The 20,849-nt window shown below is 67.5% G+C and carries 19 protein-coding genes and 3 pseudogenes; 13 read left to right on the top strand and 9 right to left on the bottom strand.

All coding sequences use genetic code 11. The annotated features are described in order from the left end of the window. Nucleotides 1–216, bottom strand: a pseudogene (locus AB0D49_RS38205) (VanZ family protein); the annotation flags it as partial. Between the two features lie 855 nt (nucleotides 217–1,071). Between AB0D49_RS38205 and AB0D49_RS38200 the strand changes: the two are divergent. Both AB0D49_RS38200 and AB0D49_RS38195 read left to right on the top strand, forming a co-directional pair. Then, nucleotides 1,072–1,407, top strand: coding sequence for a DUF6233 domain-containing protein (locus tag AB0D49_RS38200; protein ID WP_362767588.1), 336 nt, complete (start codon nucleotides 1,072–1,074; stop codon nucleotides 1,405–1,407). A gap of 538 nt (nucleotides 1,408–1,945) precedes the next feature. Next, nucleotides 1,946–2,275 carry a hypothetical protein gene (locus AB0D49_RS38195; protein ID WP_362767585.1) on the top strand — a complete coding sequence of 110 codons (330 nt, stop codon included), beginning with the start codon at nucleotides 1,946–1,948 and terminating at the stop codon, nucleotides 2,273–2,275. A 5-nt stretch (nucleotides 2,276–2,280) separates the two neighbouring features. On the opposite strand, the gene AB0D49_RS38190 is transcribed toward AB0D49_RS38195, so the two are convergent. Beyond that, the gene (locus tag AB0D49_RS38190) at nucleotides 2,281–2,610 is read right to left on the bottom strand and encodes a hypothetical protein (protein WP_362767582.1); all 330 of its coding nucleotides are present in this window, start codon (nucleotides 2,608–2,610) and stop codon (nucleotides 2,281–2,283) included. Nucleotides 2,611–2,957: 347 nt separating this feature from the next. Here AB0D49_RS38190 and AB0D49_RS38185 point away from each other — a divergent pair, with 347 nt between their 5' ends. The 3 genes from AB0D49_RS38185 (at nucleotide 2,958) to AB0D49_RS38175 (ending at nucleotide 6,131) form a co-directional block, all read left to right on the top strand. Further along, a complete protein-coding gene (locus tag AB0D49_RS38185; protein WP_362767579.1) occupies nucleotides 2,958–3,899 on the top strand; it encodes an RNA-binding protein in 942 nt (313 codons plus the stop codon). Nucleotides 3,900–4,352: 453 nt separating this feature from the next. Beyond that, nucleotides 4,353–5,198, top strand: a complete 846-nt coding sequence (locus AB0D49_RS38180) for a hypothetical protein (protein ID WP_362767576.1) — start codon at nucleotides 4,353–4,355, stop codon at nucleotides 5,196–5,198. A 642-nt stretch (nucleotides 5,199–5,840) separates the two neighbouring features. Continuing rightward, a complete protein-coding gene (locus AB0D49_RS38175) occupies nucleotides 5,841–6,131 on the top strand; it encodes a hypothetical protein (protein WP_362767573.1) in 291 nt (96 codons plus the stop codon). A 56-nt stretch (nucleotides 6,132–6,187) separates the two neighbouring features. Here AB0D49_RS38175 and AB0D49_RS38170 read toward each other — a convergent pair whose 3' ends face one another. Further along, nucleotides 6,188–7,831, bottom strand: a complete 1,644-nt coding sequence (locus AB0D49_RS38170; protein ID WP_362767570.1) for a tetratricopeptide repeat protein — start codon at nucleotides 7,829–7,831, stop codon at nucleotides 6,188–6,190. A gap of 661 nt (nucleotides 7,832–8,492) precedes the next feature. On the opposite strand from AB0D49_RS38170, the gene AB0D49_RS38165 reads away from it, so the two are divergent. The 3 genes from AB0D49_RS38165 to AB0D49_RS38155 all read left to right on the top strand — a co-directional run bounded on the left by AB0D49_RS38165 (nucleotide 8,493) and on the right by AB0D49_RS38155 (nucleotide 11,391). Next, entirely contained in the window at nucleotides 8,493–9,614 is a 1,122-nt protein-coding gene (locus AB0D49_RS38165; RefSeq protein ID WP_362767567.1) for a site-specific integrase, read from the top strand. Next, a complete protein-coding gene (locus tag AB0D49_RS38160; protein ID WP_362767565.1) occupies nucleotides 9,614–9,940 on the top strand; it encodes a helix-turn-helix transcriptional regulator in 327 nt (108 codons plus the stop codon). The genes AB0D49_RS38165 and AB0D49_RS38160 overlap by 1 nt, the downstream gene beginning before the upstream one ends. 104 nt (nucleotides 9,941–10,044) lie before the next feature. After that, a complete protein-coding gene (locus AB0D49_RS38155; protein ID WP_362767562.1) occupies nucleotides 10,045–11,391 on the top strand; it encodes a hypothetical protein in 1,347 nt (448 codons plus the stop codon). 31 nt (nucleotides 11,392–11,422) lie between these two features. On the opposite strand, the gene AB0D49_RS38150 is transcribed toward AB0D49_RS38155, so the two are convergent. Next, complete coding sequence (locus AB0D49_RS38150) at nucleotides 11,423–12,052, bottom strand: TetR/AcrR family transcriptional regulator (protein ID WP_362767559.1); 630 nt, start codon at nucleotides 12,050–12,052, stop codon at nucleotides 11,423–11,425. Between the two features lie 105 nt (nucleotides 12,053–12,157). Here AB0D49_RS38150 and AB0D49_RS38145 point away from each other — a divergent pair, with 105 nt between their 5' ends. Both AB0D49_RS38145 and AB0D49_RS38140 read left to right on the top strand, forming a co-directional pair. Continuing rightward, nucleotides 12,158–13,210, top strand: coding sequence for an aldo/keto reductase (locus AB0D49_RS38145; RefSeq protein WP_362767556.1), 1,053 nt, complete (start codon nucleotides 12,158–12,160; stop codon nucleotides 13,208–13,210). A gap of 374 nt (nucleotides 13,211–13,584) precedes the next feature. Next, nucleotides 13,585–13,779, top strand: coding sequence for a hypothetical protein (locus AB0D49_RS38140; RefSeq protein WP_362767553.1), 195 nt, complete (start codon nucleotides 13,585–13,587; stop codon nucleotides 13,777–13,779). Between the two features lie 68 nt (nucleotides 13,780–13,847). Here AB0D49_RS38140 and AB0D49_RS38135 read toward each other — a convergent pair whose 3' ends face one another. Continuing rightward, the gene (locus AB0D49_RS38135) at nucleotides 13,848–14,504 is read right to left on the bottom strand and encodes a hypothetical protein (RefSeq protein WP_362767550.1); all 657 of its coding nucleotides are present in this window, start codon (nucleotides 14,502–14,504) and stop codon (nucleotides 13,848–13,850) included. Nucleotides 14,505–14,664: 160 nt separating this feature from the next. Here AB0D49_RS38135 and AB0D49_RS38130 point away from each other — a divergent pair. Continuing rightward, nucleotides 14,665–14,799, top strand: a pseudogene (locus tag AB0D49_RS38130) (IS1380 family transposase); the annotation flags it as partial. 134 nt (nucleotides 14,800–14,933) lie between these two features. Here AB0D49_RS38130 and AB0D49_RS38125 read toward each other — a convergent pair. The 3 genes and pseudogenes from AB0D49_RS38125 to AB0D49_RS38115 form a co-directional block, all read right to left on the bottom strand. Then, complete coding sequence (locus tag AB0D49_RS38125) at nucleotides 14,934–16,148, bottom strand: hypothetical protein (protein WP_362767547.1); 1,215 nt, start codon at nucleotides 16,146–16,148, stop codon at nucleotides 14,934–14,936. Nucleotides 16,149–16,226: 78 nt separating this feature from the next. After that, nucleotides 16,227–16,364: pseudogene (locus tag AB0D49_RS38120) on the bottom strand (integrase core domain-containing protein); the annotation flags it as partial. A 384-nt stretch (nucleotides 16,365–16,748) separates the two neighbouring features. Next, nucleotides 16,749–17,300 carry an SHOCT domain-containing protein gene (locus AB0D49_RS38115; RefSeq protein ID WP_362767544.1) on the bottom strand — a complete coding sequence of 184 codons (552 nt, stop codon included), beginning with the start codon at nucleotides 17,298–17,300 and terminating at the stop codon, nucleotides 16,749–16,751. 727 nt (nucleotides 17,301–18,027) lie between these two features. Here AB0D49_RS38115 and AB0D49_RS38110 point away from each other — a divergent pair. Next, nucleotides 18,028–18,642 (top strand): YdeI/OmpD-associated family protein, encoded by a 615-nt coding sequence (locus AB0D49_RS38110; RefSeq protein WP_362767541.1) that lies wholly within the window; start codon nucleotides 18,028–18,030, stop codon nucleotides 18,640–18,642. 96 nt (nucleotides 18,643–18,738) lie between these two features. On the opposite strand, the gene AB0D49_RS38105 is transcribed toward AB0D49_RS38110, so the two are convergent. Continuing rightward, nucleotides 18,739–19,719, bottom strand: a complete 981-nt coding sequence (locus AB0D49_RS38105; protein WP_362767538.1) for a WYL domain-containing protein — start codon at nucleotides 19,717–19,719, stop codon at nucleotides 18,739–18,741. A 115-nt stretch (nucleotides 19,720–19,834) separates the two neighbouring features. On the opposite strand from AB0D49_RS38105, the gene AB0D49_RS38100 reads away from it, so the two are divergent. Next, nucleotides 19,835–20,776: an alpha/beta hydrolase gene (locus AB0D49_RS38100; protein WP_362767535.1), complete on the top strand. Its 942-nt coding sequence runs from the start codon at nucleotides 19,835–19,837 to the stop codon at nucleotides 20,774–20,776. The last annotated feature ends 73 nt before the right edge of the window (nucleotides 20,777–20,849 follow it).

The raw sequence follows: 20,849 nt of genomic DNA, 5'->3' as shown, positions 1-20,849 counted from the left end.
GGGCAGCGGGGCGAGGAACCCCAGCGCCGCGAAGACCAGCAGGTTGCCGACGACCTGGACCGTCGCCGTCATCGGGTCGCTCGCGAGGATCGTGAGCAGGTCCCGCAGCGGCACCAGGCTCACTCGAGCGGGGACGGTGCCGGCCCGGCCGCCCGGCAACATGATCATCCATACCCACGGCACCGTCCCGTAGACGATGCCGACCTCGGCCAGCGACGGGGGCGCAGTGCGTCGTCCACTGCCCGGAGGTAGTCGTGTCTGCGGGGACTGACCACGGGGACAGCGGCCGGGAGCCGGGTGTCCGGCGCCCTCGTAGTCCCGCAGCCAAGCGGATCCGGAAATCCCTTGCGGAAGGGATTTGTTGCGTTCCCGGGCAGTCGTGCGGTTCGCTGGTGAGGCGAACGCCGCTGAACACACGGCCTGGGAAGCCCTCGCTCGGCAGCACACCGCCGGTGGCCTGGCAGGGGTGGCTCCCCTGCCAGGCCACCAGTCGGCTCCAGGGGCGCGGCCCTTCTGCGGAACGGGACGGCTGACTGGCGGATCGGTGCGACCGTGCCCGCCGTAGGGCACGTTCTTTCGATGAACTCGTGGCCAAGCAGCGGGCTGCCGACCAGGCGCACACTGAAGTCCTTCGCCTTCGGGACCAGCACGGCCACCGGGCCACCAGGGAAGGCTGGACCGGCGACCAGGCCGAGGTCCTTCCAGAGCCGCCCAGCGAGCCTGGCGCAAGGCAGCCGCGGAGACAGTCTGACCGCTACCGGCGACTCTCGCTCACTGACCTCTCGCAATGATGGTTGAGCATTCTCAGCGAACATTGAGTACGGACGCGCCGCAGGTCAGAAGCCTGTTGAGCCCTCAGCGCGCGTACTCGCGGGCGAGCCGGCACACAGGGGGAGCCGCGACGGCCGCTCTTCCCGCCGCTCGGCGCAACGCTCTGACCAGCGCGCTTAACCATCGGTGAGGAAGAACGCCAGTCACCAGCCTTCGCTGAGAACCGCTCAGCCTTCGCTGCGAGGGGTCACTCACCCCCGGGAATCGACTCGCGGGGCAGCCGGTGATTCAATCGAACGTGTGACCGATCCATCTCCCGACCTGTCCCGTCTGCGCACGCTGGAGTACTTCCTCGTGCGCCTGCTCAGCGAGGTGCGGGAGGCGATCGCAAAGAAGGAGCGCAGCGAGGCGGAGCAGCGGCGCGGGATAGCGGCCCGGCCGCCGCAGCCGGACTGGCTGATCGAGTTCGGGATCAATCGAAGAGCGGTTCCCGTGGCCGTGCACACGGGCGGCTGCCACATGGCGGGGAAGCGGTCGAAGGGTGTCTCAGCCGGTGAAGCGCGTCGCGCGCTCGCCGACGGGGTCTCGGCCTGTATGCACTGCCGGCCGGACAATGAGCTGGGCATGCTGGACTGATCGCGCATGCGCGCGGCGGCGGACCGTCCGATGCTGGAGGCATCGGGTGGGCTGGCTGATGCTCCCCTCCCCTGGCCGCGTCGCCCATCCCCATCAGGCAGCCGGGCGTACATTCGGACATATGGCCGACCCTGTGCGTATTCCTCCCACGACCGACCGGGTATCGGCCGCGTCCATGCTGGGGTGTACGCCCGATCAGATCGGGCCGTGTCCCTTCTGCTAGGAACTCACGTGCAGGTACGGGCAGAACGTACAGATCCCCTGTCCCGCCTGCCAGGAGCAGGCGGCCACTGCTGAGGGAGGCAGACGGTCACCGCCCCCGGGAGGAGCCGGACCGGGAGACATCCGGTGAGCCGGTGGGTGCCTGTCCTGGGCCACACCCGAGACGGGCACAGGGGTTCGGCCCCACCGCTGCGGGAATCGGTGGGGCCGGCTGGTGTTGATCCCGAACACCGGCACGTCGCTGGGGACCGCGTCCGACACGGACACACCGGGTGCGGGGGCTCCCCACCTGTAGGCGTGGTGCGCGAACGCCTGCATGTCGGAGACGATCACCACCCGGTCGTGCGGGTCGTACGTGGCACGCAGCGCCGCCACCGTCTCGGTGCCGTGGCCGGCCTCGCCGATCCGCGAGCAGATCGCGTCCGCCTGCCGCAGCACCGACCCGCCCCTCACCAGCGTATGGCGGAAGGTGCCGTTCGCGAAGCCCACCAGATCGACGTCGCAGCCGCAGGCGCCGGTCAGGCAGGTCAAACTCCTCCTGGCCGATCAGAGCGAGCAGGCCAACGGTGATTCGGAACATCCTGTGCTGGGATTCGACGTTGGGACCGACCGGGTTGTGCTGTTGACGGATGAGCCTGCTGGCTGATCGCCTCAGTGTGAAGCCCCGAAGCCGTCGGACTGATCGAGGGCAAACGGCGACCCCGGCGTCGTTGCAGTCCACCCCTGGCTGAGCGCGAGTTCGATGGCTTTGGCGACGTCGGACGGCAGCACGGGTCGGGCCTGATGCCCGAACCAGTTGCTGGGATGCGGTTGGCTGGTCGTGACCACGAGCGTCGAGCCAGGTCGCTCCGCGTGCTCGACGGCGTAAGCACAGGGTGTCCAGCACAGGGCCTGGCCGTAGGTCGGTCTTCTCCGAAGCCGCCAGCGGTAGGCCGTGCCGTTGACGACGATGCGACGCGATCGCTTGCGACCCAGTGCCATGGCTCCTCCGTAAGTTGCTACCGATCCCCGTACAGGCGGCTCCCTCCCCACCTGCACCAGCTCCCACAACACTGGCGCGCGCACCGTCCTGGCCCAGCCGTTCTCAGCCCACCTCGACGTGCCACTCGAGCCTCCGGACACCTTCGTCACCCGCGGCGGCACCGAGGCCATCAGCCGAACTGCTACGCCGTCGACCAGAGCGCCACCCGCTGGTCCGCACCCGTCACCGGCCACTACTGCCACGACGGGCACACCGCCGCCACCGGCACCTCGGGCCGCTGCCGTACCTTGCTTCGTCGAAGTCCTCCCCTACGCTGGCGCTATCTTCCACCCCGTCTAGGAGCAGCGTGCCGCCTGCCTTCGTTCACCGGATCACGAAGTACGACCCCGCCGACCGTGACGAACACGGCAACTACCAGGGTGCGCAGGAGGCGGTCAGCGACCACGGACCGGTCGAGGCCGCATACCTGGAGGCGATCTCCACGTTCGCGGAAGCTGCGGACATCGACCGGCTGGAGATCCGTGAGCCCTCCGTCACCGGGCTCGTCCACTTCGGTGCCCAGCCGGCGGTCGAGGGGCACGGTCTTTGCGGTCTCTTCGCGGCTGACCTCACCGGTTACCACGACGAGGCCGAGGTCTCCTTGGCGGTGGCCCTGGAGCTGATCCGAGTCATGCTCCGTGAGCAGGGAGCCTGGTGCCGGCTGGAGGCGGGAGACGTCTTCACCGTGCACGTCGGACGGGACCAGTATGTGTACGTGGGCAGCGACCGACCCTGCACAGACGCCGTGGCCCGTACGCGGGAACTCGGCCTCTTCGCGGAACGGCTGCCAGCCTCACCCTACGTCGCGGAACTAGAGATGACAGAAGCCGCCGACGAAGAGTTCTGGGCGTCGGTGTGGACCGAACTGGTGGCGCGACAAGGCCTGCTCCTGGAGGAAACCCACATCGTCAATGCCACACGCTGGCACCGTCTCACCACGGAAAACCTCAATACCGTGCGCGCCGGTCTCGGACCACGTGCCCTTCTGACCGTCTGGCCCGACCTGGAACCCGACGTCGGCGCGGTCCTGACCGCGCTGCCGTCCGTATGGCACATCGAGTTCGTCTGGGAGACGAAGGACGGAACGATCAGAGACGTGAGCGTCGACGAGACCCAGTACCAGGAGCTCGCTGCCCTGGCAGCCGACGCGCGAGCGGCCCGTGCCCTGTCCCTTTTCACCGACGAACGCAGTCCACTGCTCCAGGCCGTTCTACCCGACAGCGACGGCGTCCTGCGCGCACGATGGTGACCCGATCACCCACATGGTGACTGCCCAGACAGCGAGACCGCCTGCGCATGATCCTGGACTCTCGAAGAGGTATGGGACTCAACGCGAAGGTCATGGCGCGGGCCGCGGACTCCTCCTCAACCCACCGTCGTCCAGGGCGGCACCACCACCGCCACCGCAAAACCGCCCTCGGCCTCACCGAGCCCGTCAGCTCCCCACCGGACCACCGTCCCTCTCCTCGCCGTCGCCGACCATCTCGCTCTCTCCCCTTTCACCACCGTCCGCGACTTCTCCGAACGGGCCCGCACCGTTCTCGCCGCGCCCTGGACTACATCCGCCGAGCACGGTGTCTTCACCCGCCACGCGTGGTCAGGAAGAATCTCCTGCCGCAAGCAGCCAAGCCGGTCCGGCCGGACACCCGGTCCTGGACCGGCCGCCACCGTCGAGACTCCGGAAGAACCCGTTGTCCACGCAGTGATCCCGGCCCAGCGTGCCGCCGACCAGGACACACCGCCCAACCCGGCTCTGGCGCTCGATGTGGTCCGCCAGGCCGTCCACGAGGTCCTCGCCTCGGAACTCGCCCCCGTCCTCACCACGCTCACCGCCCCGGACAGCAACGGCGCCGCTCGGGCAGCCGGTGACCGGCAGGACATCCCCGACCGGCTCCGCGAAGCGGTCAGGGAGATCAAGGCGGAGCTCAGCACCGTCCTGAAGGAAACCCGGTCCGGACTCGTCTCACTCCAGCAGGAGGTCACCAGCCTGCGTAAAACCGTTGAACAACTGCAGCCCCGGCCCGGAACCACCGCCGGGAAAGCAGCCGAGGCGAGCCCGGAACATACCGCCCTGCTCAGGACGACGGCCCGCGTCTCCTCCGCCGGCCTTGTGTGCCACCGCGACATCTGGGAGTTCATCACCGCCCACGCCGGACGGCACCCGCACTTCCGCGTGCCGCCGCAGATCACCGACGAAGGAGACGAGCGGGTCCGCGCCGCGCTGTCCGGACGGTCCCTGATCTCCCTGCTGATCAGCCTGCACTCCCTCAGGCACACCGCCACCGACGGTGACGGCGACAAGGAACTCGCCACCACCCTGTACGAACGGATCGAGGAGAACCTGAGCGGTCTCACCGCCCACGGAGGGCCGGTCACCATCACCCTGGACGACCGCACCGCCCCTGCCCCTGCCCCTGCCCCGCACGACAGCCCGGCAGCCGGGACCGACACCGATGCCACCCGCGAGACGCCCAAGGGCAGCACCGCGCCGCCCCTCACGGAGCAGGGCTCGGACCCCGGCGAGGAAGCCGACCCCGGCACCGTGTGAACAGCGACTGCCTCACCAGCAATCCGCTGCATGCCATTCCCAAATCGGGGAATGGCAGGGCATTCCGCCGTTGCCCCACCACTCCCATAGCCACCGGCCGGTTCCTGAGCTCACGGGCTGCTCAGGGGGCGGGTGCGAGGAGGTCGGCGGCGACCAGCCAGGCGTCCTCGCGCACGGCGGCGACCGCGCACAGGCATCGGCCTGGGAGAGCGTGTGGCCGGACCGGGCCGCTGCCTTCACCAGGTCCAGGGCCAGGACGGTGTCCTCGGCGAGCATGGCGCGGTGTCTGGCCGGGCCGGGCAGGCAAACGGCGAGGGGGAATCTTCAGGCCGCTGCCGCGAGGGTGTCGAGCTCGGCTCGGTGCGGCAAAGAGCCGGACGGTTGAAGCTCCTGGTCGACCCTTGGGGAGCCGCCGTTTCTCGTAGCGTGTCTCCTGTCAGAACGTAAGTATGTGGACGCAGGGAGCACGTGGTGGATCCTGTATCGGTGGGGTTGTTGATGGCATTGGCGGGTGGCGCCGGAGGCGAGGCTGGGCGACAGGCATGGGCAGGGCTGAGCACCCTGTTACGGCGCCCCTTCCGCGGCGGCGGAGAGATTTCGGAAGGCTCGTCGGCAACGTCCGGCGAAGGAGAGCTGAGTCGGTTGGAAGAGGCCCCCGCTGATCAGTGGCGTGCCCAGGCGCTGAGCGAGGCCCTGGCCGCACGAGCGACAGCCGACAGCGGCTTCCGCTCAGACCTGAGCCAGTGGCACGAGCTGGCCATGACGTTGCGCGTCGGCGAGGGCAAGACGACCAACCACATCAGCGGTGGCACGTTCCATGGGCCCACGGTGCTGGCCGAGAACATCTCCGGAGGACTCACGTTCACGACGCCCGCCTCCGGCAGCAGCTCACCACCGGACGGCGAGGGAGATCGTGCCCCGCATTCCCAGTGAGGATGCGGGGCACGCCTGATTGAGCTGGTTCTCGGCTGCCCCTGCTCGAAATCCGCTCAGGGGCTGGCCGGTAGATCCCCCGCCACGGCCTGGGCGCGGTCGTCCTCCCCCAGCTCGCGAAGAAGATCGACGAGATCACGCTTGGCGTGCTGGGTGTCGGGATGGTCCTCACCCAGCACCCGCCTGTACCGCAGAAGGGTGTCCTCCGAGACGGCAAGGGCAGCCTGATGATCGTCGAGGCGCTGCAGGAAGAGCGCGAGATTGGATGCCGCGCGCAGTGTGCGCGGATCGTCGGGGCCAAGCGCGAGGCGGCTTCGACGCAGAACGTCCTCGCACTGTTGCCGGGCCTGTTCGTGAGCACCGAGCGCGGAGAGGCACCCGCAGAGGTTGCTGGCGACGGTCAGGGGCAGGGGATCCTCCCAGCCCAGCGCCCGCTCGCAGCGCGGGAGAAGGTCTGCGAACAGATCCCTTGCCTCAGCATATTTCCCGAGGCCGACCAGGCACCCAGCGAGCCTGTTGGCCGCCGCCAATGTGTCCGGATGGTCCTCCCCGAGCGTTTCGCTCCAGGCTGCTCTGGCTATGCGGCCGAGGGCCACGCCGGGTTCGGACTGGCCCGACACGTACAGGTAGCGCAGCACCTGTACGAGCAAGGCCCGGAATTCCTGTGGTTCGTGGCTGCGGTAGTCCGGGCGGTTGAACAGGATCCGTACGAGTGAGGCGAGCTTGCGGTAGTCGGGCCAGGAGGCCGGAAGCTCTGGGTCACTGACGGCAAGACCGGCGTGCAGAGCCAGGATGCGACGTTGGAGATCCTCCGAGTCGTCGTCCTCGGAGAGGTTCGGCGGCGCGGTTGCAGCGTCGGCGGCTCGCGGTCCGCCCACCGCAGGGTAGGACGGGAGCGAGGACGACGTAGCCGACGTCCACAGAGATGTGGGAGCCCCTGATTCCTCGAGAAGAAGGGACGGGCACCCCCGCGCATGGTGGAAGCTACAGCCGGAACTCAGAACCGAGGGCTCCCGGCCGTCGTACAACGCGGCCACGGGATACACCTCGAACGGTTCCCCGTTGTTGTTGATGATGGTGGTGCCGCGACGACCCGCGCAGGTCCAGTCGAGCTCCAGCTGCCACGAGATCTCGTGTGTGCGGGCGATGGGCTCGAACCAGAACTGCTCCACGTCGACGGCGCTGATGGAGAACGGGAAGTCGGCGCCCTGGGCCTGCATCTGCGGCACCCGGACGTCGAAGTCCGTTATGAAGCGGCGGGGTTCGATCTTCGCTCCGATGCGGATCAACAGACAGGCGGGGCGCGGTGGCCTGCGAGCCAGAACGACAGGGCGCGCGGCGTCGAGGACCACGGCTCGGCTCGTCCTGGCCTCCAGAGTGATGATGTGAACCGTGCCGCTGGGCACCATCACGCGTGGCGGATCTGCGTCCACGACCAAATCAGCGAGGGTCCCGCCCGGCCTCAGCTGCACGGAGGCGATGACGGGGTCCTCCAAGTCACTTGGAGTGTCGCCGCCACCGCGGTGGAAGGTCACACCGCCATGCACCGTGTCCGCCATGACGACGTTGCCTAAATGGCCGCCCGAGATGTGGTTGCCGTCCTTGCGCGGGGCGGGGGCTACGTTGTCGGGCGTCCTCCGGCTGGCCTCGTCGCCCCCGTCGATGCCGCCCCCTGCCGCCGGCTGGTCGTGCTCACCCACTGCTTCTCTCCCCTCGTCGCGAGGCCGCCAGCCTACGGCGGAGCTGTACGGGCCCAGACGGGAATCGCGCAGACCGCCCTGTCGTGGCGGTTGTAGTTCATCAGTGTCGACAGCGTCCCTCTGTTGCCGGTGCCGGTGCCGGTCGGTCACCGGATCCCGGGTGGAGGTGTGCGGGGTCATCCGCAGTAAATGCCGGATCTACTGCGGCACCGCCCTGACGAGCCGCCAGGGCGCCGAAAGCCCGATAAGCGGACCTCGAAGCGGAATGGCCGCTACCGCCAATCGCTGTACCGCCGACCCTCGTGCCCGGTCCAGCCCCGAGCGTCACCCTGCGCCACATGTCCGTTCGCCGTAGCTATACGAGAGCAGGGTCCATTCACCAAGATCATCCCGTGGCAGGTTCTGGGCTCACCTTGGAACCGGCGCGAATCGCATCTGATGCGAACTGGATGCATTTTGTGCCGCGTTAGCCGATGGAGCGTAAGGAAGCCGCTGATCAGTGAATTGAGAGTTCACCGTGTGCCTGCCGGGACGGTAGCGGATAGGCCGTGTCTGTGTCGTTCCGCTTCACTCGATCGGATGGCTGACCTGCCGTTCTTCTCCGGATTTCGCATCTGATGCGAGATTCTCGCGCCGGATGCGATCTACGGAGCGTGACGAATTGGCAGGCAACAACAGGGCGGCGCCGGGGGCCGCACGGCTGCACCTGGCGGACGGGGTGCCGCTGCTGCGGCCGGAGGAGCAGGTCTTCGAAGCGATGCTGGACGGCTGGCGCAACCAGCAGCTGGCGCGGAACCTAGCGCTGTCGACCATCAACGGCCGTGAGCGGAAGGTGCGGGCATTCGCCACCCATGCGGACGCCTTCCCCTGGAGCTGGTCCTCGACGCTGGCGGACGAGTGGTTCGGCGACCTGCGGGCGGTCCGCGGCTGCGTCCGCTCGACGCTGCGCGGCTACCAGGAGGCGGTGCGGCTGTTCTGCGACTACGCCACCGACCCCGCCTACGACTGGGCGGCCGAGTGCGAGCGCCGGTTCGGCACCCATCCGATCCAGGTGCGCCACGAGTGGAACACCGCCGTGCACATGCAGGAGTGCGAGGCCGAGTCCCCGAAACGGGCCTTCACCCGGGACGAGTTGCAGGCGTTCTTCGACCACGCCGACGATGAGGTCACCCGGGTCCGCGGACGCGGCCGCAAGGGATGGCTGCCTGCCTTCCGCGACGCGATGCTGTTCAAGACCGCGTACGCCTACGGGCTGCGGCGCAACGAGACGCGGATGCTGGATGTCGCCGACTTCGGCCGCAACCCCGAGGGGACGGAGTTCGGCGAGTACGGCGTCTGCTACGTCCGCCACGGCAAGGCCAAGAAGGGCTCACCCCCCAAACGCCGCAGCGTACTGACCGTATGGGAGTGGTCCGCCGAGATCCTCGACCAGTGGACGAGTGAAGTGCGGCCCGCCATGCGCCACACGGACGGATCCGCCCTGTGGCCGTCCGAGCGCGGACAGCGGGTCGGCCTACAACGGCTGGACTCCCGCTTCGCCGCCTACCGCGACGACCTCGGCCTGGACCCGGTCCTGGACTTTCACTCGCTACGAAGGTCCTACGTCACCCACCTGATCGAAGACGGCTGGGACGCCCTATTTGTCCAGCAGCAGGCCGGCCACGACCATGCCAGCACGACCTCGATCTTCACCTGTGTCTCCTCCGACTTCCGCACCCGCACGCTGCGGCGGGCGCTGGACGCCACGGTCGAGGCCGCGCTCAAACCCGTCAGGAGGGCGTGATGCAACGCCAGGTCAGCTACCAGTGGCGGCTGCGGGAGCGGATGGCCGCTGCCGGTATGTTCACGACCAGCGAGCTGGCCCCGCCGCTGGCCGAGCGGGGCATCAACCTGTCGCTCTCCCAGGTCCACCGGCTGGTCACCGGCACCCCCGAGCGGCTGTCGCTGCCGGTGCTGGCCGCACTCTGCGACATCTTCGAGTGCACCCCGGCCGACCTGATCGCCACCAAGGCCGAGAACGCTGCCATCCGCAAGGTCGCCACCGGCGACGCAGTCGTCGACCTGTCGGCGGTCCGTCCCAAGCGCGCCCGGATCCGGCCCGAAGGGTGAGCCGCACCCGAGTGCCGGCGAGCGCGCGGTTCTGCGCCCGCTGCGGCCGGGCGGTGCGGCCCGAGACGAACCACTGGCCTGAGGGCTACATCTGCCAAAGCTGCATGATCAGAGCCCTGGAGACCTACGGAACGTGCGTCGGCTGTGGCGTCGTTCGGCTCACCTCTGGCCTCGCGCCGGACGGCGGCAAGCTCTGCACTGACTGCGCAGGCGGGCTCGGTGACTTCACCTGCGAACGCTGCGGCCAGGAAGCCAGGCGCTACCGGCGCGGGATCTGCGGCCGATGCGTTCTGACCGAACGTCTCCATGACTTACTCGACGACGGCTCCGGCTCCGTCCGCACCGAACTGCTCCCGTTGTTCGATGCCCTGCGACAGATACGCCGCCCCTGGGGCGGACTGACCTGGACGAGTCATTCCCACGTCCAGCGCAACCTGCGGGCCCTGGCCCGCGGCGAAGTCCCGCTCACCCACGACGGACTGAGCCAGCTCACTCCCTGGCGATCGGTCACCTACCTGCGCGACCTGCTCATGCACAGTGGTGTCCTGCCCCCGGCCGACCGGCAGCTGCTGCTGTTCCAGCGGTGGCTTGCCGAGAAACTGCCCGCCATCGAAGGCCCCGGGCCTCGGCGCCTGCTGGAGCTCTTCGCCACCTGGCACGTCCAGCGCCGCCTGGCCGACCGCTGCCCGCTCACCAGCAAGCAGATCCACCAGGCCCGCAACGAGATCCACCTCGCGGCCGCCTTCCTCGCCCACCTCGCCGAGCGCGGACGAACCCTCGCCGACCGCACGCAGGCCGATGTCGATGACTGGTACGCAGGCGGCTACACCGCCCGGCGCCTCACCCATGCCTTCCTGCGATGGGCGATGCGGTCCGACCACATGCCCACAGTCACCATTCCGCATCGCTCCACCAGCAACCCAACCCCGCTCGCTCAGCACCAACGGCTCACCCTGCTCCGGCAGGCCGTCAGCTGCGGCGACATCCCTCTCCAGGACCGTGTGGCCGCCACACTCGTCCTCCTCTACGCGCAGCCGCTCACCCGGATCGCACGGCTCACCACCGCCGATGTTCTCCGTGAGGACGGCGAGGTCCAGATCCGGCTCGGCGACCCACCGTCGCCCGTCCCTGAGCCCTTCGCCAGCGTGCTGCTGGACTACCTGGGCCAGCGGCCGAACACCATGACCGCAACCAATCCGGGTGCCCTATGGCTCTTTCCAGGCCGCCGGGCCGGACAGCCCATGACTCCGGACACCCTCGAAATCCGCCTCCGCAACCTGGGCTTCCCCACCCAGCGAGGACGCACGTCGGCGATCCGCCACCTCGTGCTCCAGGCCCCCGCCCCCGTGGTCGCCCGCATGCTCGGCTACCACGACGACACGACCGCCCAACTCGCCGCCGAGGCCGGAGGAACCTGGAAACGCTATGCCCCCGGAGATCACGCGCGGTGACCCGTGCTCAGCGACGCATGCGGGAAGCCGGTCACGCACGACCTTCGTCGCCCGGCAGGTACGCTCCCGCACGCGCCGCAGCTGCGGCGGCCTCGGCAGCCTGGTCTGCGGCGGCTTCGTCGAGGTGGTCGCCGGTGGTCAACAGGCGGTAGTAGAGCGGGGCGGAGACAGCACGGATCACCTCGCGGACATCGGTGCCCTCAGGCACCTCACCCCGGTCGATGGCCTGCTGGACGCAAGGCGCCCACTCCTTGATGCGGATGTCGTAGAAGCGATGCAGGGCCTCGGCCGTCTTCGCCTCACAGGTGGCGGCCGCGATCACTGCCTTGAACAGCGCCCCCTGCCGCGGGTCGGCCAAGGTGCGCTGCACGAGCCGGGCATTGGCCTTGAGGTCGCCGAGCAGCGAGCCGGTCTCGGTCCGTGGCAGTGACTGCTCGGCCATGTCCATCAGCAGGTCGGCCACCAGGCTGGTCACCGTTCCCCAGCGGCGGTAGACGGTGGTCTTGCCCACCTCGGCACGGCGCGCGATGTCGGCGAGGTCCAGGTGGGCAAAGCCATGCTCCGCCAAAGCGTCCCCAGCCGCTTGCAGCACCGACGCCCGCACCCGCGCCGTGCGCCCTCCAGGACGGACGGTTCCCGGATCTGCACCCTCAAACCCCATAACGGGACTCCAGTTTCGTTAATCGCTCGCACCTGCTACGTTGAGGCCCACGCTAACGGAACTTCAAGCCCATTAGCCAGATCGGGCGACAAGAGAGGAACAGCCATGGAATACAGGCGGCTGGGTGCATCCGGACTCAGGGTCCCGGCACTGAGCTTCGGCGCCGGCACCTTCGGCGGCCAAGGGCCGCTGTTCGGCGCCTGGGGCAACACCGATGCGCACGAAGCACGCCGTCTCGTGGACATCTGTCTCGACGCCGGGATCACGATGTTCGACACCGCCGACGTCTATTCCAGTGGGGCCTCTGAGGAGGTGCTGGGCGAAGCGATCAAAGGCCGCAGGGACCAGGTGATCGTGTCCACCAAGACCAGCCTGCCGATGGGTGACGGCCCAGGCGATGCGGGCTCCTCCCGTTCGCGTCTGATCACCGCATGCGAGGACGCCCTGCGCCGACTGGGCACCGACTACATCGATCTGTTCCAGCTGCACGCCTTTGACGCCGGCACGCCGATCGAGGAAGTCCTGTCCACGCTCGACGATCTCGTACGAGCAGGGAAGGTCCGCTATCTCGGCATCTCCAACTTCTCCGGCTGGCAGGCGATGAAGTCCCTCGCGATCGCGGAGAGGTACGGCCACCCGCGCTATGTCACACATCAGGTCTACTACTCCCTCATCGGCCGCGACTACGAATGGGAGCTGATGCCCCTCGGGCTCGATCAGGGCCTTGGAGCCCTCGTCTGGAGCCCGCTTGGCTGGGGACGGCTCACCGGCAACGTCCGCCGCGGCCAGCCGCTACCGGCCAACAGCCGACTGCACGACACCGCGGACTACGGCCCGCCGGTCGAGGACGAACACCTCTACCGCGTCGTCGACGCCCTCGACGAGATCGCGCAGGAGACCGGCAAAAGCATTCCGCAGATCGCCATCAACTGGCTGCTGCAGCGACCGACCGTCTCCTCCGTCATCATCGGCGCCCGCGACGAGAACCAGCTTCGCCAGAACCTCGGTGCCGTCGGCTGGACGCTCACGCCCGGCCAGACGGCGAAACTCGATGCGGCGAGCGGCAAGACGGCGCCCTACCCGTACTTCCCTTACCAGCGCCAGGAAGGCTTCGCCCGCCTCAACCCACCAGTTGTCGCAGCTCCGCCTGCTACATGACATCGGCGTCAAGTAACTGACGCGCATAGCCGCGCGTCCCAGACTCGGACTGGGAGGTGCTGCCTCGCCCAACGCCTGCCCGGGGCCTGGACAGCTGCGGTGACAGCCTCTCCCTCTGTCCACCACCCCGTCGGCACGAACACAGACGGTCACCAGGGAACCTCACGCACAGAGGAATATGCGACAGCCGAATACGCGAGGTCGCCAGTGCTGCACACCATGGGCGCTCCGCTCGGCGCGCGTTTCGGATCCCCAGCCTGGAAGCACCGGGGCGCGGGTTTTCACTTTTCTGGGCAGCTTGTTCGGTTGATGGGTGTGCTGCCTGTCCGGCGCCACAGCTTCTCGTACCTACCGCCGCACGCCTGGCACTGGGCTTGGAAGAGGGCGGCTGCCGGGCCCATCGTCTCACCGGGCTCGGCCCGGTACTCGATTTCGCGAACTTCATCAAGCAGATGCGCATCAAGGACAAGGATGCGTACTGGCTGGATACGCGCATGGACGACGGCGGCACCTGCCGTTACGGTGTCGGCGGCGGTCAGCCCGTGATCTGCGAACTCGTCGCGCAGTAACACCCCAGAGCCAACACGCTTCGGCCCGTCAGGGTGGGGGCCGAAGCCGTTGTGCAGGCGCGTACGGCTCAAGGAGCGAGGAGATGGACGGCGGGGAGGTTCCCGGCCTGTGCGGCATCCTGGTCGATGCTCAGCCCCGTGTACGCGCCCAGCGCGGTGAACACCAGGGTGGGCAGGCGCGCGCCGTGCTGTTCGTAATAGGCGGTTACCTCGTCGGCGGTGGCGTCGGGGATGGAGGGGAAGACGGCACCGGCGGCGGTGAGCGCCGCATCCAATGCCGACTCGTGGCCGGTGGTGGTGCCGAACTCTGCGCGCCGTATCACCTCGTCGCCTTCGACGTGCAGGATCGCGGCGGGCGGGCTGTACAGGTTCCGGCTGGCGCACAGGATCTCTTCACCCGGGCCGGGCCGCATCGAGGGGACACGGCGCAAGCCGGTTGCCCAGGTCGCGGCGTGGTCGTTCTCCAGCACGTACGTCCACTCACCCTCGCTGCCGTACATCGCGAAGGCGTAGCGGGTGGGGTCGTGGCCGGGCGGGGTGGGCTGGCTACGCAGTTCGGCCAGCGGGGTGCGGACGGCGAGCTGATCGAGGTCGGCCCCGAGGTTGATGAGGAACTCGTCAGGGTCGACGCCTCGGGCGAGGGTGAGGGAGATGCCGCCGCGCATTCCGGGGACGGGCGTGGCGGTGTGGGCGTGGGCGCCTATCCAGGTGAGGCCGTTGGTCATGGAGGGGGGTCCGTTCGCTGGTGGGGTGGGGTGGAGCTTAGCCCCGCGCTTTCATGAAGCGGGCTGTCCGACGGGTGGTCAGGTGAGCGAAAAGTGCCTCTGACCAACAAGAATGAGGATTGTCGAGGTCCTTGTTCCTGCCACCGCCGGAGGCACTTCCCAGGACGCCACCGCGACCTGGAAGAAGACCTTCGGACACCGTCCTCTGATGGCCTTCGTCGGTCACGGAAGCGGCGGGAGCGGTGAGCCGGTGGCCGGCCTGCTCAGGCCAGGCAACGCGGGCAGCAACACCGCCCCAGCCTCGGCCAGGCTGCGTGAACCGGCTGAGCCGCGTCAGCGTCACGGTGCAGCCCGACCAAGGAAGTCTCAAATGACCAGCACGAGATCAGCGGCCCCCTGGTAACTGGCCCCGAGTCGCTGCTGCTCAACTCAACTGGCATCCACAGCGTCGGCGGTGGAACGCTGACTCAGGTTGAATCGAGGAAGCAGGCGTTTGACTTCTTCCGCGCCGGTTTCGATGTAGGTGCCGTCGTTCGCTGCGGTGTCTTCGATGTAGATTTCGTCCGCCAGGAAAGAATCGAGATGAGCGAACTTGGGAGCAAGTTCCTTCAACTCGTCCAGCGGTTCATCCTCGCAGTACTCCTCTTCAATTACCAGGTCTTGGATGCGTAGATGCTCAAGCTGCGGAAGAAGGGGCGAGTTTGCGAGGATGAGAAAATCAGTGGCCTCTTCTGGGTCAAAGTCGGCGTTTCCTAGATCGAGATTCCTGAGCTTCGGGAAACGCTGCGGTGTAAGTTCATCGAGGACGTCGTTCAGGATATGAACGCCATGCACATTCTCGCGGACGTCGACTTCCAGCGAGACAAGACTCGGTGTCGCGGACGGAAACATGGACCTCGTGAATGTGTACCCCCGCATCCGCAGCCGGGTGAGGGTTTCATGCTCGACATCATTAAAGAGGAAACCGCCATCGAGTTCCAGCGTACGCAGTGCGGGAAGCGACCTCCACAGTGTTTCACCTGCCTCTGCGGAAACCACGCCTGTACACATATGATCCTCGGGGTCTATTACCTTGCCCGCTGACGTCTCACTTGGTTCGCAGAGGTATGTGAAGTCATAGCCGTAGTACATACGTTCCAGCCGGGGGCGTTGGCGGCTGGCAAGTGAGATCGCGGAGTGTTCGCCGGAGTGGTGGTAGTCGGTGAGGTGCAGTTCGAGTGTGCGCAGCAGGTGGGTGGCGGGGTGCGCGAGGAGGGTGTCGATCAGTGCGCTTTCCCACTGTTCGGGGTCGGCCGGGTCGATGGTCGCGGTGTGGGGGTGGTCTGTCAGGAGCCGTTCCACCAGGTTTCGGCGTTGCGGCTGAGTGTCTTTGGCCAGGCGGAAGCATGCCTCGTCGATGAAGCCACGGGACCAGGTGAACTGCCAGGAGCCGTCCTTCCGCAGCCCGTCCAGTCCCAGTTGCCGTTCCACCTCCGCGTACGCCGCAGTCAGTCGGGACGGGTCCTCGTCGCCGTGCTCGCGGTGGTGTTCTTGCCGGATAGCCTCTCCCCGCAGATCACCCTCCTGGGTCAGCAGCTCCGCGTAGGCGAGCCATGCCTCCCAGTCATCCGACTCCGGAACGGCTGTGGTACCGAAAAGGCTCATGTCGAGGATTCTCCGGGCTGGCGATGGAAGAAAGGGGCAGCTGGTGCACTGGCCTTGACCCGGAATCTTGGACACGGGCTATGCGGCTTGGGCCAGGGTAGTTGATGTTGTGTCGAGTGCTGTTTCGTAGGCGATGGGACTGCGTTGTCCGAGGCTGGAGTGGCGGCGTCGGGTGTTGTATCGGATTAGCCAGCGGAACAGGTCGAGGCGGGCTTCACGCTCGCAGGCCCAGGCACCGCGCCCTTGGCGGATCTCCCTCTTGTACCGGTGCCGTCGTCCCATTCGGTCAGGAGCCCCGAGCGGCCCTCGTCCTACGCCTCCGGACTGTCATCGAAGTCAGGGGCGGAATGCCACTCGACGGAGCCCTCGCCATGCCGGTATCGGAGATACAAGTACTGGCCGCCTGCCGTCCAGGCATCCCACTGCGACGGGGAGGCAGAGCATGTCTGCACAACCCGCACCAGCTCTCGACCCTCATCTGCATCCATCCGAGGATGGTCACGCACCGGCAGCCCCCTGGCAATCGACTTCAGGCTGCCATCACAGGCACCTCAAGTAGCGGCCAGACACACACCGTCAATGATCGGCCGGACAAGCCCGCTAGATGTTGTCGAGGATTGCTCTCCGACGCTCCTGCGACTCCGCCTCAGTGATCGCGCCGCTCTCCCGCAGACGGTCCAGGACCTCAAGACGCCGGGCTACGTCATCAGCGGAGGTCTCACGCCCGGGGCGCTCCGTCCGCGACTCTTCCTCCCGCTCCTGCTTCTCCACCTTTGCCTGGAGGTGCTCGGCCAGGAGACTGCCGGAACGCGCCGGCACTTCGGCGACTGTCAGGCCCGCGTCGACCGGCCACTTGATGCTGAGTCTTCCATCCGCCCACGTCACGGAAGAGATGACACTCACGGGAGTCGTGGACTGGAACGCGAGCATCGCGGCCTTGGCGTAGATCACCCGGGAACTGGTCACCGCGACGAGGCCCTTCCGTGGGCCGAGGGAGCCGAGCGCCCGTCCCACGGTCAGGACCTCGACAGCCTCCTGAGGCCACATGAGCAGTTCCAGGTTGCGGATGTTCTTCCGTGTCCAGCGCGTGTCGTCCAGATCCGTCGCCCGTTCCAGAGCGGACGCGAAGTCCGACCGGTATCTCCCGCTCACGACGCCCACGGAGCCCCCCTCTTCGCAGATTCCGCTCCGACCCTAACGTCACAGTCTGGATCGTCCGGCCGTCGTCTGGTGATCCGTCCACCGCACAGCACGGAATACTCCGATGCATTTGCCCATACTTGGGGCGGTAGCGTGGGCAGAATCCGCCTCCGGCGTCCCCAGAAGTGCAGGTGGGCGACAGTAGTCCCCGTGCGAGCGGGGGTGGTCCGCTCGAAGTGCTCGGAGCCGCTGAAGCCGGGGTAGTCCCCGCGCGAGCAGGCGAGGTGGGCTGCCGCACCTTCTCCCAGTCACCCAGGGTGAGCAGGTCTTGACTCGCCCTACGGGCGGGGCGACCGTGTGGTGCAGGGGGCTGATACTGGTGGGCTCGCCTATTCAACTGTCGCCAGTTCCGCCTGGGGCCCAGCCTGCTGGTGACCGTACGTGGTCGTCGGCGTAGCGACTCCAGTCTTCTCCGACCTCGGATGCGAGGCGGGTCGCGATGACGTCGTGGTAGCCGAGGGCGTCGACGACGACGGGGCGGGCATCTCCAGGACCCACTGGGGCGGATCGCTCCGGTCCGGGCGGCGGCTGTGGGGACGCCGAGGTCGTTGAGCTGACCGGAGAGGGCAGCCGTTCTTCACGGTGGCGTCGGCGAGGGCGAGCCAGGCCGACATCGACGCCGCGGGCTCAACGAGTCACCCCGGCAGGTCGCGACACCTGGTTGCGGCACTAACCTGCAGTGGTGACCGGGACCGAGCTGGATGAGTTGATCGTTGCCGACGGCGCGGCGCTGCGCGCGTGGCTGCTGGACAACCACACCGCCTCTCCTGGCGTGTGGCTCGCCCTGACCAGGAAGGGCGGCACCGTTACCACGCTGACCTGGCAGCAGGCGGTCGACGAGGCACTGTGCTTCGGCTGGATCGACGGGCAGGCCCGCAAGCGCGACGAGGAGAGCTCTTGGCGGCGGTTCACCCCGCGCCGGCCCCGCAGCGTCTGGTCCCAGCGCAACGTCGCCAACGTGGCCCGGTTGGAGGCGGCTGGCCTGATGCAGCCCGTCGGCCGCGCCGCGGTCGACGCCGCGAAGGCCGACGGGCGGTGGACGGCCGCCTATGCGCCGTCATCGGAAGCGGAGGTGCCGGCCGACCTGCGCGTCGCGATCGCCGCCGACCCAGCGGCGCAGGCGATGTTCGAGGTACTCACCAAGACCAACCGCTTCGCCCTCATCAGCCGGGTCAATGCCGTCAAGCGGGCCGAGACGCGAACCCGGAAGATCGCCGAGTGCATGGCGATGCTGGCCCGGCACGAGACGATCCACCCGCAGAGAGCCAGGCCAGAGGACCCGCCGGCGTTGTGACCGGGCTCCTGCCGGAACGGACAAACCCAGCCTATTGAGCGGAACTTTTCTCGAAGCCCTGCCTTGTCCGCTTCAAGAAGCCCTGCCTTGTCCGCTTCAAGACGGGTGAAGGTCTCCGCTGGTGCGCGGTCGGCCGTAGCGTTCGACGAGGGCGTTGCCGATCGAGGCCAGGCGGTCTCGGACCTCCGGAGGGCCGGTCACCTCGACCCATCCGACCAGCCCGGAGAGCTCGCCGGCGAGGATGGACTCATTGGGGCCGCGGATCACGACCTCGATGCGGCCATCGGTCGTGGAACCTCCCACGTCGAGCCGGTCGCCGAGCGCCATCCGGAGTATGCCTATCCCGTCGGGTGTGCATACCGCCTGGACCTCCAGCGGCGTTCGTCTGCGATCGACCTCTTCGGCGATCTCATTCCAGCTCTCGGCGAGGTCGAAGTCCCCGGGGCGGTGCACAGGGTCGCCGGTCGGGTCGGCGGACAACACGCGGTCGATCCGGAAGACCCGTCGGCCGGTCTCGGTGTGGGAGACGAGGTACCACACAGGACCTTTGGCGACGATGCCCAGCGGGTGGACGGTTCTCCGGGTTTCGACGCCTTTGCTGTCGACGTAGCCGAGCGACACCTGGACGCCGCTGATCACCGCGTCCTGGAGTTCGTCGAGGAAGCGAGGCGGCCGGTGCTCGATCCGGCTCGCCCCCCATCGCTGCGGGTCTACGACCAGCGACGCCGCCGCTGCCTCGGCCTGCACCTGGAAGGGCTTCGGTAGAGCATGGACGAGCTTGCGCAGAGCTGCCTTCATCGCCGGCGTCGCATCCGAGGCCGGACCGACAGCCAGGAACAGGGCGCGTGCCTCACTGGCGGTCAACCCGGACAGGTCGGTACGAGCACCGCCCACCAGGCGCCAGCCGCCGCCTCGGCCCTGTACGGAGTACACGGGCACCCCGGCCATGGCCAGGGCGTCGAGGTCACGGCGGGCGGTGCGCTCGGAGACGTCCAGCTCTCGGGAGACCTCCGCGGCTGTCACCTGCTCGCGCCGTTGGAGCAAGAGGAGTATGGCCACCAGCCGATCGGATCGCATACTGACAAAACTCTCATAAAAAGCGGTCATGGGATGACCGGTTTGCGGAGCAAGATGGCGACATGGCCTCATCGAGGAGGTCGACTGCCAGCGAACGCCCCAGAGAGGAAATGCAGTGTTCAATCAAGCAGAATTTCCCGAGCCCTCCCTCATCCAGGTCAATGGTGTGGAGCTCGAAGTCTTCGAGGCAGGCCGGGAGAACAAGGGCAAGCCCATCGTGCTCTGCCACGGCTGGCCGGAGCACGCCTTCTCCTGGCGTCATCTGATGCCCGTCGTCGCAGCGGCCGGCTACCACGTCATCGCACCGAACCAGCGGGGCTATGGCAACTCATCCCGCCCGACCGAGGTGACGGACTACGACATCGAACACCTGACGGGTGACCTCGTCGCGCTCCTGGACCACTATGGCTACGAGGACGCCACCTTCGTCGGCCATGACTGGGGTGCGTTCGTCGTCTGGGGACTGACCCTGTTGCACCCCGACCGGGTGAACAAGCTGATCAACCTGAGCCTGCCTTACCAGGAGCGCGGAGAAACGCCGTGGATCGAGGTCATGGAAACCTTCCTCGGCGGCGACTTCTACTTCGTCCACTTCAACCGGCAGCCGGGCGTTGCGGACGCCGCATTTGATGCCAACACCTCCCAGTTCCTCCGCAACCTCTACCGGAAGAACGTGCCCCCAGCACCCCCTGAGCCGGGCATGGCATTTATCAACCTCGCCGAGGCGGAAACACCACTCGGTGAGCCCATCATGAGCGACAGCGACCTGGCCGTCTACGTCTCCGCGTTCGAGACGTCTGGATTTACGGGCGGCATCAACTGGTACAGGAACCTCGACCGCAACTGGCACCAGCTGGCGGACGCGGACCCGATCATCAAGCAGCCCACCCTCATGGTCTACGGCGACCAGGACTTCGCGATCCCGAGATTCGAAAGACTGGCAGAGTTCGTGCCCAACGTGGAAGTGGTCGGCCTGGACTGCGGTCACTGGATCCAGGAGGAAATGCCAGAAGAAACCAACCAGGTGATTTCGGAATGGCTGGAACGGCAGGGCTAGTGTCCTGTGATCCGGTTCGCATCACCTGAAGGCCGAGTTCTCGCATCACACCGATGACAAATGGGCTTGCGAA

The sequence above is a fragment of the Streptomyces sp. NPDC048290 genome (assembly GCF_040652095.1).
Taxonomy (GTDB): domain Bacteria; phylum Actinomycetota; class Actinomycetes; order Streptomycetales; family Streptomycetaceae; genus Streptomyces.
Note: the sequence above shows the minus strand (reverse complement) of the source record. Positions and strands in the feature narration are given on the sequence as shown.